Source organism: Streptomyces sp. SP17BM10 (assembly GCF_036322405.1).
GTDB lineage: Bacteria > Actinomycetota > Actinomycetes > Streptomycetales > Streptomycetaceae > Kitasatospora.
The window spans coordinates 285,077-300,622 of sequence record NZ_JAQYXB010000623.1 but is presented as its reverse complement, the minus strand read 5'-3'; the positions used below and the strand labels follow the sequence as shown (position 1 = coordinate 300,622).

The 15,546-nt window shown below is 72.8% G+C and carries 14 protein-coding genes; 6 read left to right on the top strand and 8 right to left on the bottom strand.

The window, feature by feature from the left end; translation table 11 throughout:
* Positions 1-106: 106 nt before the first annotated feature.
* Positions 107-1,768: a CehA/McbA family metallohydrolase gene (locus PUR71_RS25800; protein ID WP_329929497.1), complete on the bottom strand. Its 1,662-nt coding sequence runs from the start codon at positions 1,766-1,768 to the stop codon at positions 107-109.
* A 422-nt stretch (positions 1,769-2,190) separates the two neighbouring features.
* Between PUR71_RS25800 and PUR71_RS25795 the strand changes: the two genes are divergently transcribed.
* Positions 2,191-2,904, top strand: a complete 714-nt coding sequence (locus tag PUR71_RS25795; RefSeq protein WP_329929496.1) for a polysaccharide deacetylase family protein — start codon at positions 2,191-2,193, stop codon at positions 2,902-2,904.
* A 35-nt stretch (positions 2,905-2,939) separates the two neighbouring features.
* On the opposite strand, the gene PUR71_RS25790 is transcribed toward PUR71_RS25795, so the two are convergent.
* The 3 genes from PUR71_RS25790 to PUR71_RS25780 form a co-directional block, all read right to left on the bottom strand.
* Positions 2,940-3,323: a barstar family protein gene (locus PUR71_RS25790; protein WP_329929495.1), complete on the bottom strand. Its 384-nt coding sequence runs from the start codon at positions 3,321-3,323 to the stop codon at positions 2,940-2,942.
* A 76-nt stretch (positions 3,324-3,399) separates the two neighbouring features.
* Entirely contained in the window at positions 3,400-4,053 is a 654-nt protein-coding gene (locus PUR71_RS25785; protein ID WP_329929494.1) for a 4'-phosphopantetheinyl transferase family protein, read from the bottom strand.
* A gap of 168 nt (positions 4,054-4,221) precedes the next feature.
* Positions 4,222-4,410, bottom strand: a complete 189-nt coding sequence (locus PUR71_RS25780; RefSeq protein WP_329929493.1) for a hypothetical protein — start codon at positions 4,408-4,410, stop codon at positions 4,222-4,224.
* 248 nt (positions 4,411-4,658) lie between these two features.
* Here PUR71_RS25780 and PUR71_RS25775 point away from each other — a divergent pair, with 248 nt between their 5' ends.
* On the top strand, positions 4,659-5,597 hold the full coding sequence (locus PUR71_RS25775) for a phosphatidylinositol-specific phospholipase C (RefSeq protein WP_329929492.1): 939 nt from the start codon (positions 4,659-4,661) through the stop codon (positions 5,595-5,597).
* Between the two features lie 60 nt (positions 5,598-5,657).
* On the opposite strand, the gene PUR71_RS25770 is transcribed toward PUR71_RS25775, so the two are convergent.
* A complete protein-coding gene (locus PUR71_RS25770) occupies positions 5,658-7,283 on the bottom strand; it encodes an alpha/beta hydrolase (RefSeq protein WP_329929491.1) in 1,626 nt (541 codons plus the stop codon).
* A 171-nt stretch (positions 7,284-7,454) separates the two neighbouring features.
* On the opposite strand from PUR71_RS25770, the gene PUR71_RS25765 reads away from it, so the two are divergent.
* The 4 genes from PUR71_RS25765 (at position 7,455) to PUR71_RS25750 (ending at position 10,186) form a co-directional block, all read left to right on the top strand.
* Positions 7,455-8,417 (top strand): DUF6528 family protein, encoded by a 963-nt coding sequence (locus tag PUR71_RS25765; RefSeq protein WP_329929490.1) that lies wholly within the window; start codon positions 7,455-7,457, stop codon positions 8,415-8,417.
* 266 nt (positions 8,418-8,683) lie between these two features.
* A complete protein-coding gene (locus PUR71_RS25760) occupies positions 8,684-8,995 on the top strand; it encodes a hypothetical protein (RefSeq protein WP_329929489.1) in 312 nt (103 codons plus the stop codon).
* The gene (locus tag PUR71_RS25755; protein WP_329929488.1) at positions 8,992-9,561 is read left to right on the top strand and encodes an acyl-CoA thioesterase; all 570 of its coding nucleotides are present in this window, start codon (positions 8,992-8,994) and stop codon (positions 9,559-9,561) included. The genes PUR71_RS25760 and PUR71_RS25755 overlap by 4 nt, the downstream gene beginning before the upstream one ends.
* Positions 9,562-9,790: 229 nt before the next feature.
* Positions 9,791-10,186: a DUF2267 domain-containing protein gene (locus PUR71_RS25750; protein ID WP_329929487.1), complete on the top strand. Its 396-nt coding sequence runs from the start codon at positions 9,791-9,793 to the stop codon at positions 10,184-10,186.
* Here the strand turns inward: PUR71_RS25750 and manA are convergent.
* The 3 genes from manA to PUR71_RS25735 form a co-directional block, all read right to left on the bottom strand.
* Positions 10,150-11,421, bottom strand: a complete 1,272-nt coding sequence (gene manA, locus PUR71_RS25745) for a mannose-6-phosphate isomerase, class I (RefSeq protein ID WP_329929486.1) — start codon at positions 11,419-11,421, stop codon at positions 10,150-10,152. The genes PUR71_RS25750 and manA overlap by 37 nt on opposite strands.
* 24 nt (positions 11,422-11,445) lie before the next feature.
* The gene (locus tag PUR71_RS25740) at positions 11,446-12,375 is read right to left on the bottom strand and encodes an ROK family protein (protein ID WP_329929485.1); all 930 of its coding nucleotides are present in this window, start codon (positions 12,373-12,375) and stop codon (positions 11,446-11,448) included.
* A 106-nt stretch (positions 12,376-12,481) separates the two neighbouring features.
* Positions 12,482-15,523 carry an alpha-mannosidase gene (locus PUR71_RS25735; protein ID WP_329929484.1) on the bottom strand — a complete coding sequence of 1,014 codons (3,042 nt, stop codon included), beginning with the start codon at positions 15,521-15,523 and terminating at the stop codon, positions 12,482-12,484.
* Between the last annotated feature and the right edge of the window lie 23 nt (positions 15,524-15,546).

Below are 15,546 nucleotides of genomic sequence, written 5' to 3'. Positions count from 1 at the left end.
CGTCCCTACGACTGATGCTTTCGGGGATCAACCTAGTCCACCCGGGTGCCCCGAGTCGTCCCCCGTCCGGCCCCGGGCCGCGCCCGGCGGTGTCGGGCGTGCGAGCTCAGCGGTCCTCGGCGCGCAGCACGATCGGGTTGGTCAGCGCCGCCATGGGGCCCCACGGCAGCTCCTCGCCCATCGTGTTGCCCCGGCCCGGCGACCCGTCCGCCCGCGGGTGGCGCACCTCGGCCCGGACGTACGCGGCGAGCGAGGCCGTCGTCCGCCACACGACCGTGCCCGCGCCGCCCGCCGGCAGCGACTCCTGGTGCAGCTGGCCCTCGTCGGTCAGGAACCGCACCGTCCCGCCCGGCACCCCGGACACATCGAGCCGCACGTCCAGCGGCGCGTCCGCCGGGACGGCCAGCTCCTCGCCGATGCCGGCCTGACGGCCGTCCCCCGTCACGGTGAACTCCAGCCGCACGGCCGCCGATTCGGCCAGCCAGCTGCGCCCGGCGCGCAGCCCGTCGAGGACCGCGTCCCGGGTGAGGTCCTCGGCCAGCACCACGTTGTGCGGCAGGCCGATCACCTGCGGCGCGCTGTGCGCGTCGCTGTTGCCCATCGCCGGCAGCCAGGAGCGGCCGTCCCGCAGGGCCACCGCGAGCCGTGCGTCCCACGTGTCCACGGCCGACTCGTCGTCGTACGTCCAGGGCCCGTTCCAGACCTCGACCGCGTCCGCCTGCTCGTAGCCGAACTTCCACTGGCACGCGACGTACGGACAGTACGGGTGCGCGGGCACCACCAGGCCGCCGGAGCGGTGCACCTGGCGGACGAAGCGCGGGAAGGCCTCGTCGCGCGAGCGGTAGCGCCAGTCGACGAACTCGCCCGCCGGGAGGCCGAGCGCCAGCCAGTGGCCGTTGCGGGTGGTGATCTCCTCGCCCGGGACGATCAGCAGGTCGGGGCCGGCCAACGGGCCCCACACGGCGTGCGAGGAGCTGGTGTTGTGGTCGGTGGAGACGATGAAGTCCAGGCCGGCGGCGCGGGCTCCGGCCGCCACCTCCTCCGGCAGCCTCCGGCCGTCCGAGTGCACCGTGTGCAGGTGGCAGTCGCCGCGGTACCAGGCGCGGCCGCGGCCCCGGGCCCGCTCGGCGGGGTACGACGGTGCGAACTCCGGGCCCGGCTCGCCGAACCGGAGGGTGACGTCGACCCGGTAGTCGAGGCCCTGCGGCGCTACCTGGTAGGGGCCGAGCACCACGTGCCACGTGCCCGCGCCGACCGGGCCCGGCAGGTAGCCCGGGGTCGCGGAGTCGCGCGCGATGCGGAATTCCGTGCGGAAGCCGCCGGACCAGCCGCGGAAGCCCGGGCCGCCGAGGTCCGTCCCGCGCTCGTCGAAGACGCCGATGTCGCACGAGTTGCCGGGGGTGCCGGTCGGGACCGGGGGTTTGTCGTAGGTGTAGGAGACCGCGATCTCACGGACGCCGTCCGGGACTTCGACGGGGAGGTGGACGAAGTCGGGGGAGCCGGTGGGGAGGTGGCCGGTGAGGGTGAGGGTTCGGTCGGCGGGTCGGGACGCCTCTGCTGAGGCGGGGGTCGGGGTGGTTGAACCCAGGGCGGCCGCGGCGCCGGTGGCGAGGCCGGTGCGGAGGAGGGTGCGGCGGGCGGGGAGGCGGTTGGGGTGGTCGGGGTGGTCGGGGAAGGTGGGCAGGTCGGGCGGGTCGGTCTGGTCGGTCTGGTCGGTCCGGGGCGGTGTCGGGTGCTCGGGGGTGGGGTGCTCGGGCGTGGCGGGCATCGGGGCCTCCGGTGTCGGGAGGGGTGCGGCTTCGCCCGTGTCCCTACCCGTGGCGGTGAACCCCGGGTGAGCCGGGCCCCACGGTGGCGGGGCGGGCCGGTGAAAGCGGGCCCGACCGCGGCCGGCGGGCCGTGTCGCTACGGCGGGGGCGGGTTGCGGCGGGCGAGGATCGACCGGTTCATAGAAGCAGACGGTCAGGCAGTCGGATCATCGTGGAGGTCGGTGTGTCACTCAGTCGGCGGGCCCTGCTGGCGGCGATGGCCGGGAGCACGCTGGCGGGGTGCGGGGGCGCCAAGGGTGGCTTGGGGGCGGCGTCCGCCTCGGTGGGGGTGGCGTCCGCCTCGGTCGGGGCGGCGGTCGTTCCGGCTTCGGGTTCGCCGTCCGTCTCCGCTGTTCCTTCACCGCCGGCCACGGCCTCCGCTGTGCCGCACGAGCTCACCAGGGCGGAGGCCGTCGCCCGCTACGGTGGCGCGGCACCCACGGAGTGGGGGCTGGACGTCGCCGGGGTGACCGGCGATCTGCCCGCGGGGCAGCAGGCGACCGCGCTCACCTTCGACGCCTGCGGCGGCTCGGGCGGCAGCGGGTACGACGCCGACCTGATCGACTTCCTGCGGGCGCACTCCGTGCCCGCCACGCTCTTCCTCAACGCCCGCTGGATCGACGCCAACCCCGCCGAGTTCGAGCACCTCGCCGCCGACCCGCTCTTCGAGATCGGCAACCACGGCACCGTCCACCGCCCGCTCTCCGTCACCGGCCGCTCGGCCTACGGCATCGCCGGCACCCGGGACGTCGGCGAGGTGTACGACGAGGTCGCCGGCAACGCCCACAAACTCACCGAACTGCTCGGCCGCCCGCCCCGCTTCTTCCGCTCCGGCACCGCCCACTACGACGACGTCGCGACGAAGGTGGTCGCCGACCTCGGCGAACGCGTCGCGGGCTTCACCGTCAACGGCGACGGCGGGGCCACCCTCACCGCCACCGAGGTCCGGCAGGAGGTGGCGGCGGCCCCGCCGGGGTCGATCGTCATCGCCCACATGAACCACCCGGGCGGCGGCACCGCCCGTGGCTTCGCGGCGGCCCTGCCCGGGCTGCTGGCGGCGGGGCGGCGGTTCGTGCGGCTGTCGGACGTGTTCTGAGGGAGGCTGCGGAGGTCTGAAGGAGTCGTCCTTCCTCAGGTGAGGCGCAGGCCGCCGGGGAGCTCCTCCTCGATGATCCGCACCAGCCAGTCGAACACCGTCGGACCGCGGCCGGCCCTGGCCTCGGCGAGGTCGGCGGCCACCCGCTCCCGGTTGGTGAAGTGGCAGCGGGTGAGACGGTCCTCCAGCTGGCGGACGGTCTCGGGGTAGCCGAGGTTGCGCCGGGACACCTCGTGGTGCTGCCACTCGATCGCGTAGTCGCCGTCGTCGGGCGTGCCGAAGCCGCCGCGCAGGCAGTCTGCGAAGGCGTCGAGGTTCCGGCCGAAGTAGCCGCCGCAGCCGATGGATTCGCCCACGACCTTCCAGAAGTCGTCGAGGTTGCCGACCAGGGAGCCATCGATCACATATGTCACGGTCACAGGCTGAGGATAGTGGGGATGGGGGCCGCTGCGCGGGGCTTGTGTGTGGGGGTGGGTTGAGGGGGTGGGGCTTTGGTCAGGGGGTCACGGCGATGGCTGTGGCCAGGAGGCCCTCGTGGACCTTCCAGCGGCCCTCGAAGCCTTCGATCCGGCGCGTGCCGACGATCGGGCCGGGGACCAGGAGGCGGGCGGTGAAGGTGCCGTCGGGGGAGAGGATGAGGTCGGCCTCGCTGGTGTCCAGGAACTTGCCGGTCAGGGGGAACCACGCCTTGTAGACGGACTCCTTGGCGCTGAACAGGATGCGGTCCCACGGGACGTCGGGGCGCAGGAGCAGGAGGGAGGCGATCCGCCGGCGCTCGTCGGGGAGGGCGATGATCTCCAGTACGTCGTCCGGGAGCGGCAGTGCGGGTTCGGCGTCGATGCCGACGGAGGCGAGGTCGGTGGCGCGGGCGACGACGGCGGCGCGGAAGCCGTCGCAGTGGGTGAGGCTGCCGACGACGCCGTCCGGCCAGCTCGGCGCGCCCAGGTGGCCGGGGATGATCGGCCGGTAGGCGACGCCGAGGCGGGTGAGTGCGGCGCGGGCGCAGTGGCGGGCGGTGGTGAACTCGCGGCGGCGCTTGTCGACGGCCTTGGCGACGACGGCGGCCTCGGCGGGTTCGAGTCGGGCCTCCGGCGGGTCGTCGTACGCGACTTCGGCCGCCACGACGTCCGGCAGCAGGTCCCCGATCAATGCGTCCTCCCCTGGCTCGAAGCCGCGCGGGCCCCCGCCGCGCGGCTTCGAGCCTAACGCGGCGAGGGCCGTGGGAACCGGGACTTGGCGATCTTGGCGGCCTGGGTGATGGTTCCCGGGGCGCCGGGGAGGAGCTGGGTGCCGGCCGGGCACCGGTCGCCGTGGGGGCTACTGCCCGAGCAGGCGGGCGAAGTCCAGTCCGAGGCTGCCCAGTACCGGCAGTGCGCCAAGGTCGGTGACGGTGCCCACCGGGATGCTGTAGCCCTGGTTCACCTCGCGGGCCTCGGGCGTGGCCGTCGCGGCGGTGGGGACGGCGAGGGCGCCGAGGATCAGGGCGCTGAGCAGGGCGGTGCGCATGGGCGGTGCCTCCGGGGGCTGGCGTGATGGCCTGACAACGCCGGCGGCGGTGGCGTGGTCACGCGGCTTCGGCCCTTCGGCCGCATTCGTCATGATTCCCGACTTGTCGTCATGGCTGTCCGGAGGCGGTTCGGTGAGGGCCCTGCTCTGGTGAACCTCCTTGCCCTCAGGGCGCGTTGGAGCATAGTGAGAGCACCACCTCCTGCGGGCACCCCTCGTGGGTGCCCCCCCCGAGTCCGGGAGTACGGATGAGCCTCATGCCCCGCCGCACAGCCCTGAAGGCCGGTGCCGCCGCGCTCGCCGTCGGCGCGCTGACCAGCCCCGCCGTCGCGGCGGACCGCGTGCCGCGCGCCGCGGAGGCCGACGACCGGGAGTGGATGGGCCGCCTGGACGACGACGTCCCGCTGACCGGCCTGACCATCCCGGGCACGCACGACTCCTGTTGTACCGACCCCCTGCACGGCACGGAGTGGTCGCACACCCAGAACTGGGGGATCCCCGACCAACTCCAGCGCGGCATCCGGTTCCTGGACATCCGCTGCAACGGACTCGAAGGCACGGCCAGCGAGTTGGGGATCTACCACAGCGACAACTACCAGTACATCCGGTTCCAGGACGTGCTCAACCAGTGCACCTCGTTCCTGAGCGCGCACGCGGGGGAGGTGGTGGTGATGCGGATCAAGAACGAGTACGCGGGCGGCAACCGGCTCGACGCGGCCGAGTTCCGGCGCCGGATCGACTACTACCTGGACGACTTCGGCTTCCGGCGCTGGTTCTGGACGGACGCCCGCTGGCCGGCCCTGGGCGAGGCGCGGGGGAAGATCGTGCTGGCGGCCGACTTCGACAACCCGTGGCCGGTGATCCAGTGGTCCAGCGGCGGCAACGACTGGTTCGACACCCAGGACCGCTGGGACGGCATCGAGAACTCCCAGAAGGCGCGGCTCGTCACCGCCCAGTTCGACAAGGCCGCCCTGGATCCGGGTGCGACGCGGATGTTCGCCAACTTCACCAGCTTCGCGGGCGGTCTGAACTTCCCGCGCCACAACGCCCGGTTCATCATGCCCGAGGTGTTCGCCTACCTCGACGCGCGGAAGGCCCAGCGGGCCCGCTTCGGCACCGTCCCGATGGACTTCCCGGACCAGTACCCGGCGATCCTCCGGCTGCTGATCGACAAGAACTTCGTCTGAGGCGGCGGGGACCGCCCGTGCGCCGTCGCCCCGTCCCGGGCGACGGCGCACGGGCGGGAGTCACCGCAGGACGCCGTGGACGGCCTCCGGGTCGGTGGGCGACAGCGGCGCCGCCGGGGCCGCGGTCCTGGCGGTGAGGGTCGGCGGGGGCGTCACCAGGACGGGCGTCGGATCGGCCTCCGGGGCACAGGTCTTGGCGATGCGGCCCTTGCCGTCGGGGAGGCTGCCGTCGCGCAGGTAGGCGGTGAAGGTGTCGTCCAGGCACGCGTTGCCGTGGAACAGGATCTCGTGGAAGCTGCCGCCGTCCTGCACGACCAGCTTGCTGCCCGGAAGCGCGTCGTGCATCGCGAGGCCGCCCTCGTACGGGGTGGCGGCGTCCTCGGTGGCCTGGAAGAGGAGGACGGGCGGGAGGCCCTTGCCGGTGATCTTCAGCCGGCCGGCCTGGTTGCCCTGGTAGGGCCAGAACATGCAGGCGGCGTTGTACCACATGTTGTTATAGGTGTAGAAGGGCGCTTCGGCGTTGACCTTGGCCTGGTCCTTCTTCCAGGTCTCCCAGTCGCGCGGCCACGCGTTCTCGGTGCACTGCGCGGCGTTGTAGGCCGGGAACGTGCCGTCGTCGGAGCCGGGCGCGGCGTACTTGTTGTAGGCGATGTTCAGCGGCCGGGTGTCGTGCTGGACGAGGTAGGAGGACAGGACGGTCGCCATCCGGGGCCAGCGCAGGAAGTTGTAGCCGCCGCCGTAGAAGGTGTCCTCGAACTCGGCCGGGCCGATCTTCCCGGGCGCCGGCGCGGCGTCGACCGGGTCCTTCCGCAGGGCGTCCTCGACCTGGGCGTACGCCTTCTCGACGGCGGCCCGGTCGGTGCCGAGGTGGTAGACGGAGTCGGCCTTGGCGGCCCAGTCGGCGAAGGCGTCGAAGCGGCGCTGGTGCTCCTTGTCCTGCAGGATGTTGTGGTCGTACCACGTGATGGTCGGTCCGACGATGCTGTCGAGCACCATCCGGCGGACGTGCTTCGGGAACAGCTGGCCGTACGTCGAGCCCAGCGAGGTGCCCCACGAGCCGCCGTAGAAGTTGATCTTCTGGACGCCCAGTGCGCGGCGGATGCTGTCCATGTCGCGCGCGTTGTCCACCGTCGTCATGTGCGGCAGCAGCCAGGACCAGTCGGCCGCGCAGTCGGCGGCGTACCCGGCGGCCTTCTTCAGCCACGCCTTCGACGTGCCCTGACTCACCTGGTAGTCGGGCCGCTCGGCGTCGAAGTAGTGGGCGTCGCACACGACGTGCGGGTCGCTGGCGTTGGTGCCGCGCGGGTCGAAGCCGATCCAGTCGTAGGTGGAGGCGACGTCCTGCGGGATCTGCCCCGCGATGTAGGCGGGCATCCAGAGCCCGGAGTCGCCGGGGCCGCCCGGGTTGAGCAGGATCGGGCCCTGCTGCTTGTCCTTGGGGGCGGTGGCGGGCAGCCGGTTGAGCTTGATCTTGATCTTCCGGCCGTGCGGGTCGGCGTAGTTCACGGGCACGTCGAGCATCGCGCACTGGAGCGCCGGCGTGGCGGCGTCGTTGCAGGAGCTCCAGGCGAGGGTGCCCTGGCCGGTGTCCTCCAGGGCGGCGGTGTCGGGCTCGGCGGCGGAGGCGGCTCCGCCGAGGGCGGCGACGGCCGCGACGGCCGAGAGGAGGGCGATGACTTTTCTCATGGGGAGCATGATGTGATACGTGAAATGGTACTGCCAGGGGCCTGGCCGGACTTTACCAAGGCTTGACGGTGGGGGAGTCCGGTGGCCGGGCCCAGCACGGGGCCGGGGTCCACGCGCTCGTTCGGCGGAGCGTGTGGTGCGGCGGGAACGCGGGCCCGGCACGGTGGTGGCGTGCCGAGGACGACGCTCGTGGGCCTGAGCGCCCTGCTGCTCTGCGCGCCCGCCACCGGGGCGCACGCGGTCGAGCCCGGCTGGGCGGTGGCCGTCGTCGACCAGGCCTCGCGGCGCGTGCTCGTCCTGGCGGACGCCGAGGACCTGCCGGCCTACCGGGGCCCCGACCTGCCGCCCGTCGTCTGGAGCTGGAGCGCCGACCGGGCGCCGGACCTCGCCGACCTCGCGCCCGCGCACACCTGGAGCCTGCCGGACGAGGTCAAGACCCGAATACGGGCCGGGCGGCGCTACGTACTCGTCACCGCTTCCGGCGGCCTCGCCGCCGTGATCGAGACCGCCACGCGCACGACCCGCTGGGCCACCGACGTCGGTGAGGCGGCCAACCCGCACAGCATCGAACTGCTCCCGGACGGCGACGTCGCCGTCGTCGCGAGCGAGGGCGGCTGGGTGCGCCTCTACGCCGCCTCGCAGGGTCCGCGGGCCACCGCACACGCCGAGTACCCGCTCCCGGGCGCGCACGGCGTCCAGTGGGACGAGCGCGGCGGCCTGCTCTGGGCGCTCGGCGACGGCGAGCTGACCGCCCTGCGCGTCGGCGGCACCCCGGGTGCGCCCACCCTGACCGCCGTCCGCACCGTCCCGCTGCCCGGCCACGGCGGGCACGACCTCGCCCCCGTCCTCGCCGCGCCCGGGCGGTTCTGGGTGAGCACCCTGGGCGCGCTCTGGCAGTACGACACCGCCACCGGCCGCTTCACCCGGGTCCGCCTCGCGGACCGCGCCGCCGAGCGGGACCTCAAGAGCGTCGGCGACGAACCCGGCACCGGACGACTGCTCACCGTCACTCCCGAGCACACCCCGCCCTGCGACTGGTGCACCTCCGTCCTCACCTTCCACCGGCCCGGCGGCACCCGCGTGCTGCGCGGCACCCAGCTCTACAAGGCGCGCTGGTGGGGCGGGGGTTGGTGACGGCGGCAACGGTGCGCAGGGGTGGCGGAGGGTGGCGAATACACGCCCCGCGCCGGGGCATTCGGCTGATGCGGCATATTTTGTGCCCCGCCAAACTACTCCAATGGTAGTGAGTTTCCCGGGAGCGTCCGCAAACCTGTCGCGGGCCGTGCGGGCTGGGATAGCGTCCGTTCCGCCCGGGGGTGGTCCGACCGTTCCCCCCGCGCAATCCGACGCATTCGACCAGGGCCGGGCCCCGCCCTGCCGCGACTTCTGTGGGAGAAAACATGCGCAATTGCGTTTCCGAGCAGCAGCCCCCCGCGGTCGACGATCTGCGCCTCGCGGTCGACTCGCTGGCCGCCTTCCCGGCCCACAGCGCGGCCGGCGGCGCGGACGTCACCGAGCGCCTGGCCGCCGTCGCCGAACTGTGCCGCTCGGTCGACGCGGTGCTCGACAGCCTGGTCGTCCAGACCGCCGCCGAGGCTGCCGAGGAGGGCTGGACCGCCGCCCGCATGGCGAGCGAACAGTCCGCCTACTACGCCAGGTTGCAGCGGGCGCTGCTGCCCGCCGAGGCCGGCGCCCGGCCGGCGCAGCAGTGAGCGCCCTGCACCCGGGCGCACACGTGCTGGCCTGCCCCACCCGGTGGAGCGACGTCGACGAGAACGGGCACATCAACAACGCCCGGCTGGTCGGCTACGTCCAGGAGGGGATTTACGACCTGTTCCGCCACCACGCGACCGCCGTGCGGGAATCGCTCTTCCCGTCCGGATTCATCATCGCGCGGCACGAGATCGATTACCTGGAACAGTTGCACCACCGGCCCGAGCCATTGTCCGTCCGGCTCTCCGTGGAACGGATCGGGCGCAGTTCCGCGCACGTCGAGGTGAATGTCTGCCGGGAACCGCTGGTCTTTATGCGGGCCCGAACCGTGGTGGTCGCCAGGGACCGCGAATCCGGGCGGTCACGGAAACTCAGCCAGAACGAGCGGCGTTTTCTCTCCGGGTTTATGCCGGAATCGCTGAGGGTCGACGCGGCCGCTCCGGCGGCTCCGACGGTGCCGCGGTCCGGGGCTGCGGCCGGGGCTCCGCAGTGGGTGGCGGCCCGTGCCGGCGCGCCTGTCGCGGCGCGGCGCGCGCGGCGGCGCTGCCGGGCCTCTGCGGTCTGATCCGGATTCGCTCCGGGTTCGATCCGGGTGTGATCGACAATGGCGTCGGTCCGCCCGCCCGCCCGCTGCTCGGCCGCGGTTCCGCGGTTCCGCAGTACGCTGAGCAGCACGGGCACCGGTACGTTCCGTGCTGGTCACGTGCTGCGATGGTTCTTCTTTCCGCACGCGCAGGTCGCGTCGTGGCCGGCGCCGCGCCCCGCCGGTACCCGCCGAGCGGAAGGAGGACGCGATGACCATTTCCTCGGAGGACTTCCTCGCCCGCGTCGTCGAACGCGGGGAGTACGGGGACCGTGCGGAGGCCGAACACGCCACCCGCGTCGTGCTCGGCCTGCTCGGGGAGCACCTGGTCGGCGGCGAACGGGGCGAGCTCGCCGAGATCCTGCCCGCCACCTACGCCACCCTCCTGCGCGACACCGCACCCACCTGTGCCCCGCTCACCGCCGAGCGCTTCGTCGAGGCCGTCGTCGGCTGGATCGACGGGGCCACCCCGGCGACCGCGAAGTGGGACATCGGGGCCGTCCTCAGCACCACCGCCGACCTCGCGCCCGGGGACCTCGTCGACCGCGTGCTCGACCAGCTCCCCGACGGCTACGACCTGCTCTTCGGCCACCCGCTGCCCGCTTGAGCCGGCGGGGTGGTGGTGCCGGTGGTGCCGGTGGTGGCGCGGAATACCTCGGCGTTCGGGCCGGTCAGCCACACCGGCCCGGCGCCCGGGCGCAGGTAGGCCGCGGCTCCGCGCGGGAGCGCGAGGGCGGCTCCTCCGGGGGAGTGGAGGCTTGCTTCGGCTTTCGTGCAGAGAAGGATCTGCGGGGTGGGGAGGTCGGCTCGGGAGGGGGACTCGGTGGGGTGGAGTCCGGTCAGGCTGAACTCTTCGGCGGGGGCTTGGAATCGGCCTTCCGGGGTGGGGGTGAGGATGTGCGCTTCGGAAGGGTGGAAGGACGTCGCGGCCAGGAGGGCTTCCGTGTCGATGTGCTTCGGGGTGAGGCCACAGCGCAGCACGTTGTCCGAGTTCGCCATCACCTCGACTCCTGTGCCCCGCAGGTAGGCGTGCGGGACGCCGGCTCCCAGGTAGAGCGCCTGGCCGGGGGCGAGGCGGATGTGGTTGAGGAGGAGGGCGGGGATGAGACCGGGATCGCCGGGGTGCTCGTCGGCGGCTCGGGCGTAGGCGGCGCAGGCCTTGGCGTGGGGGCTGTCGGTGGCCGCGATGCGGCGTAACCGGTGGGTCAGGGCGCCGAGTTCGCGGTGGTTCGGGCGGTTCTCGGCGAGGACGCTGCGGAGGAGGGCGGGGAGGACCTCGGTGGCGCGGCGGCTGCGGAGGGCGCTGGCCCAGGGTTCGAGCAGCGGGACGTCGAGGGTGTCCAGGAGAGTGGCGGTGGCCTCGGCCGGCCTGAAGCCGCACAGTGCCTCGAAGTCGCTGAGGGCACAGATCAGTTCGGGTTTGTGCCCGCGGTCCTTGTACGTTCTGTCGGGTGCGTCGAGGGGGATGCCCCGTGCCTCCTCGTCGTCGAAGCCGGCGGCTGCCTGCTCGCGCGTGGGGTGCACCTGGACGGACAGGGGCCGGTCGGCGGCGAGCACCTTGAGGAGGAACGGGAGTGTCGGGCCGAAGTGGTGGACGGTGCTGGGGCCGAGCATCGTCATCGGCTCCCTGGCGATCAGCGCGTCGAGTGGTTGCGGGCCGGCGGGGGTGTCGAGGAGGGACGGGGCCGACGGATGCGCGCCCATCCACAGTTCGGCCTGGGGCTCTCCGGTCGGTGCCCTGCCGGTCAGCTCGGGGATGGCGGTGCGTGAGCCCCAGGCGTAGGTCCTCACGGGGTTGTGGAGCAGGGCGAAGCGAGGGGGAGGGGGTGCGAGAGGGGGCATGGGGGTTCCGGAGGCGGGAGTCGGTCAGCGGCAGAGGGCGGCGGCGCCGATCAGGCCCGCGTCGGTGCCCAGTTCGGCGTGGCGGACATCGAGGTCCCGGACGTAGGGGAGGGCCGCGTACCTGGTGAGGTGGTGGGCGAGCGGCGTGAACAGCAGCTCGCCTGCGGCGGCGACTCCTCCGCCTACCACGACCCGGTCGAGGTCGACGAGTGTGGCGGTCGCGGCGATTCCGGCGGCCAGGGCTTGGGCGGCTCGGTCGAAGGACGCCAGCGCGATCGGGTCTCCGGCTGCGGCGGCTTCCGCCACGGCGCGGGCCGAACGGTCCTTGCCGGCCGGCTGCCAGCCCTCGGCCAGGGCGCGGCGGGCGATCGCCGTGCCGCTGGCGATGCCCTCCAGGCAGCCCCGCGAACCGCACGGGCACGGCGCGCCGTCCAGTTCGACGGTGATGTGACCGAGGTGGCCCGCGTTTCCGCTCGGGCCGGGGCGGACGGAGCCGTCCAGGACCAGGCCCGCCCCTACGCCGGTCGACACCACCAGGCACAGGGCGTTCGCGGCTCCTCGCGCGGCCCCGCGCCAGTGCTCGGCCGCGGCCATCGCGACGCCGTCTCCGGCCAGGTGGACGGGCATCCTGCGGGTGGCCACGGCGGGGTGCGCGGCGACCTCGGCGAGCAGGGGGAAGCCGCGCCAGCCGGGGATGTTGACCGGGCTCACGGTGCCCTCGACCAGGTCCACCGGGCCGGCGCTGCCGATGCCGACGGCGGTGACGTCGGGCCAGTCCGGTGAGGTGGTGAGTGCGTCGAGCACTTTGCGGACGGTCGCGAAGACCGCCTCGGCGGGGTCCTCTGCGGGGGTCGGGAGCTGGGTCCGGTGGTGGAGCTGTCCGTCGTCGTCGACCAGTGCCCCGGCGATCTTCGTGCCGCCGATGTCGATGGCGGCGTAGAGGGGGGTGGGCATGGGGGTGGCTCCTGGAAGGTGGTTGAGGGGGGCGTATCGGTGCGGGATGAATGGGGGGACCGGGGGCAGGTGGCCGCTGCCGGCGTTGCCCGCAGCGGCCACCTTGTCACGCCTGGGCGCTCAGGCGCAGGGTGACCAGTTCGAACGGGCGCAGGGCCAGCTCGACCTCGCCGTTGGCGACGGTCACCTCTCCGCGGGTGCCCTCCCACGGGCGTTCCAGCAGGTCGCACGGTTGGGCGCCGGCCAAGGGGAAGGACGTCGTCAGGCTGCCCCTCGCCCGGCCTCCGTTCGCCTCGTAGAGGCGGACGATCAGGTCGCCGCTGCGGTCGTCGGCGAGCTTGACGGCGCTCACGACCAGGGCTTCGTTGTCGACGGTGACGAGCGGAGCCACCGCCTCCGCGCTGCCCGTGACCCTCCGCTCGGGCAGGCCGATCCGGTAGCCCTCGCGGACGGCGTCGGCGATCGTCGCGCCGGGGACGAGGGCGTGGTGGAAGTGGTGCAGGCCCTGGTCGGTCTCGGGGTCGGGGAAGCGCGGGGCGCGCAGCAGCGAGAAGCGCACGGTGGTGGTCGTCCCCCCGTCGGTGTCGCGCACGGTCCGGGTGACGTCGTGGCCGTAGGTGGACGCGGTGACGAGGGCGACGCCCCAGCCGGGCTCCTCCAGGTGGACGAAGCGGTGGTTGCAGGCCTCGAACTTCGCGGCCTCCCAGCTGGTGTTGGTGTGGGTCGGGCGGTAGAGGTGGCCGAACTGGGTCTCCGCGGCGTAGCGCTCGGTGTGGAGGTCGACGGGGAAGGCGGCCTTGAGGAACTTCTCGGTCTCGTGCCAGTCGACCTCGGTGTCGATGTCGAGGCGCTGCTCGTCCGCGCGGAGGGTGAGCGTCTGGACGACGCGGGAGGAGGAGAAGGACCGCTCGACGCGGACGGTCACCCGGTCGGGGTGGGTGGTGGCGGTGAGTTCGTCGACGTCGGTGAGGTCCGTTTCGGTGTTGCGGTAGAACTGGTCGACGTCCCACGCGTCCCACATGTTGGGGAAGTCCGGGTGCAGCTGGAGGAGGTTGGCCCTGGCGTTCGGGGGGAGCGTTTCGCGGCCGCTCCTCACATCGACGACCGAGGTGATCAGGCCCTCGCTGTCGATGGTGACGTTCAGCAGGCCGTTGCCGAGGGTGAATCCGCCTTCGGGGCGGTCCGTCGCGGTGCAGCCGCCCTCGGTGGCCGCTGCTGGTGCTGCTCCGCCTGCGGGGGCCCCGGAACGGCTGTGTGGGGCGGAGTTGAAGATCAGGTTCTGTGCGCCGGCGGTGTCTCCGGCCAGGGTCTGCTGGGCGTTTCGGATGAGGAGTTCCAGTTCCTCGGCGAGCGTTGCGTAGGTCGCCTCGGCCTCGCGGTGCACCCAGGCGATGGACGAGCCGGGCAGGATGTCGTGGAACTGGTGCAGCAGCACCGTCTTCCAGATCCGGTCCAGATCCTCGTAGGGGTACGGCGCTCCGGTTCGCAGGGTTGCCGTGGTGCACCACAGTTCGGCCTCTCGCAGCAGGTTCTCGCTGCGCCTGTTGCCCTGCTTGGTCTTCGCCTGGCTGGTGAGCGTGGCCCGGTGCAGCTCCAGGTACAGCTCGCCGACCCACACCGGCGGGTTCGGGTACTCGGCCTCGGCCTTCGCGAAGAACTCGGCCGGGCGCTCCCACCGGACCGTCGCCGAGCCCTCCAGGTCCTTCAACCGGGCGGCCTTCGCGACCATCTCGCGCGTCGTGCCGCCGCCCCCGTCGCCCCAGCCGGTGGGTGCGAGCGAGTGCCTCGCGACTCCCTTGTCCTTGAAGTTGCGTGCGGCGTGGGCGATTTCGCTGCCCTTCATCGAGCAGTTGTAGGTGTCCACGGGCGGGAAGTGGGTGAAGATCCGGGTGCCGTCGATCCCCTCCCAGAGGAAGGTGTGGTGCGGGAACTCGTTGACCTGGCTCCACGAGATCTTCTGTGTCAGAAGCCACTTGGATCCCGCGTTGCGGATGATCTGCGGCAGGCCCCCGGTGAAGCCGAACGTGTCGGGCAGCCACGCCTCGTGGTTCTCCAACCCGAACTCGTCGAGGAAGAACCGCTTGCCGTGCACGAACTGCCGGGCCATCGCCTCCGAGCTCGGCATGTTGGTGTCCGACTCGACCCACATGCCGCCGGCCGGCACGAACCGCCCGTCCGCCACGGCCTTGCGCACGCGGGCGTACACCTCGGGGCGGTGCTCCTTGATCCACGCGAACTGCTGCGCCTGGGACATGGTGTAGAGGAAGTCGGGCTCGTCCTCCAGCAGCGCGGTCATGTTCGCGGTGGTGCGGGCCACCTTGCGGACCGTCTCGCGCAACGGCCACAGCCAGGCGGAGTCGATGTGGGCGTGGCCGATCGCGCTGATGCGGTGGGCGGATGGGGACGCGGGGGCGGAGAGTACGGCGGAGAGTTGTGAACGTGCCCGTCCTGCGGTGGTGTTGACGTCCTGCAGGTCGATCGCGTCCAGTGCTCGTTCTACGGCGCGCAGGATCTCCCAGCGGCGGGCGCTCTCCACCGGGAGTTCGGCCATCAGTTCGCCCAGCACCTCCAGGTCGGTCACCAGTTGCCACACCGTCTCGTCGAAGAGGGCGAGGTCCATCCGGGCGAGCTTGTACCGGGGTTCGCTGCCGGCCGTCTCCTTGTCACCCAACTCGGTGGGCAGGAAGGGATGGTAGTCGAGGATGACCGGGTTGGACGCCGCTTCCACGTGCAGGAGGACCGCTTCGCCGCCGGCCGCCGGGGACGCGACGCGTACCCACTGGTTCCGCGGGTTGAGCCCCTTCACCGGGGTGCCGTCGGGGCGGTAGACCAGGCCCTCGCACTGGAATCCGGGCATGTTGGCGTCGAAGCCGAGGTCGATCAGCGCCTCGACCGTCCGCCCGGCCCACTCCTGCGGCACCGTGCCGGTCACCGTGAGCCAGCTGGTGCCCCACGGCGCCCCCCACGCGTCGCCGACCGCGATCGGGGAGCGCGGCGCGGCCAGGCCCTCGGCGACCGGGACGGGCTCGCCGGGCGCCGTCCAGATGCCGACGGTCAGCGGGACGGATTCGGGGTACACGGCGGGGCGGACGCGCTCGTCCAGGACGCGCTTCAGACGGGACTCGACCAGGCTGCGGTCATCGTGCATGGCGGCGGGCTCCGTTGCTCGGG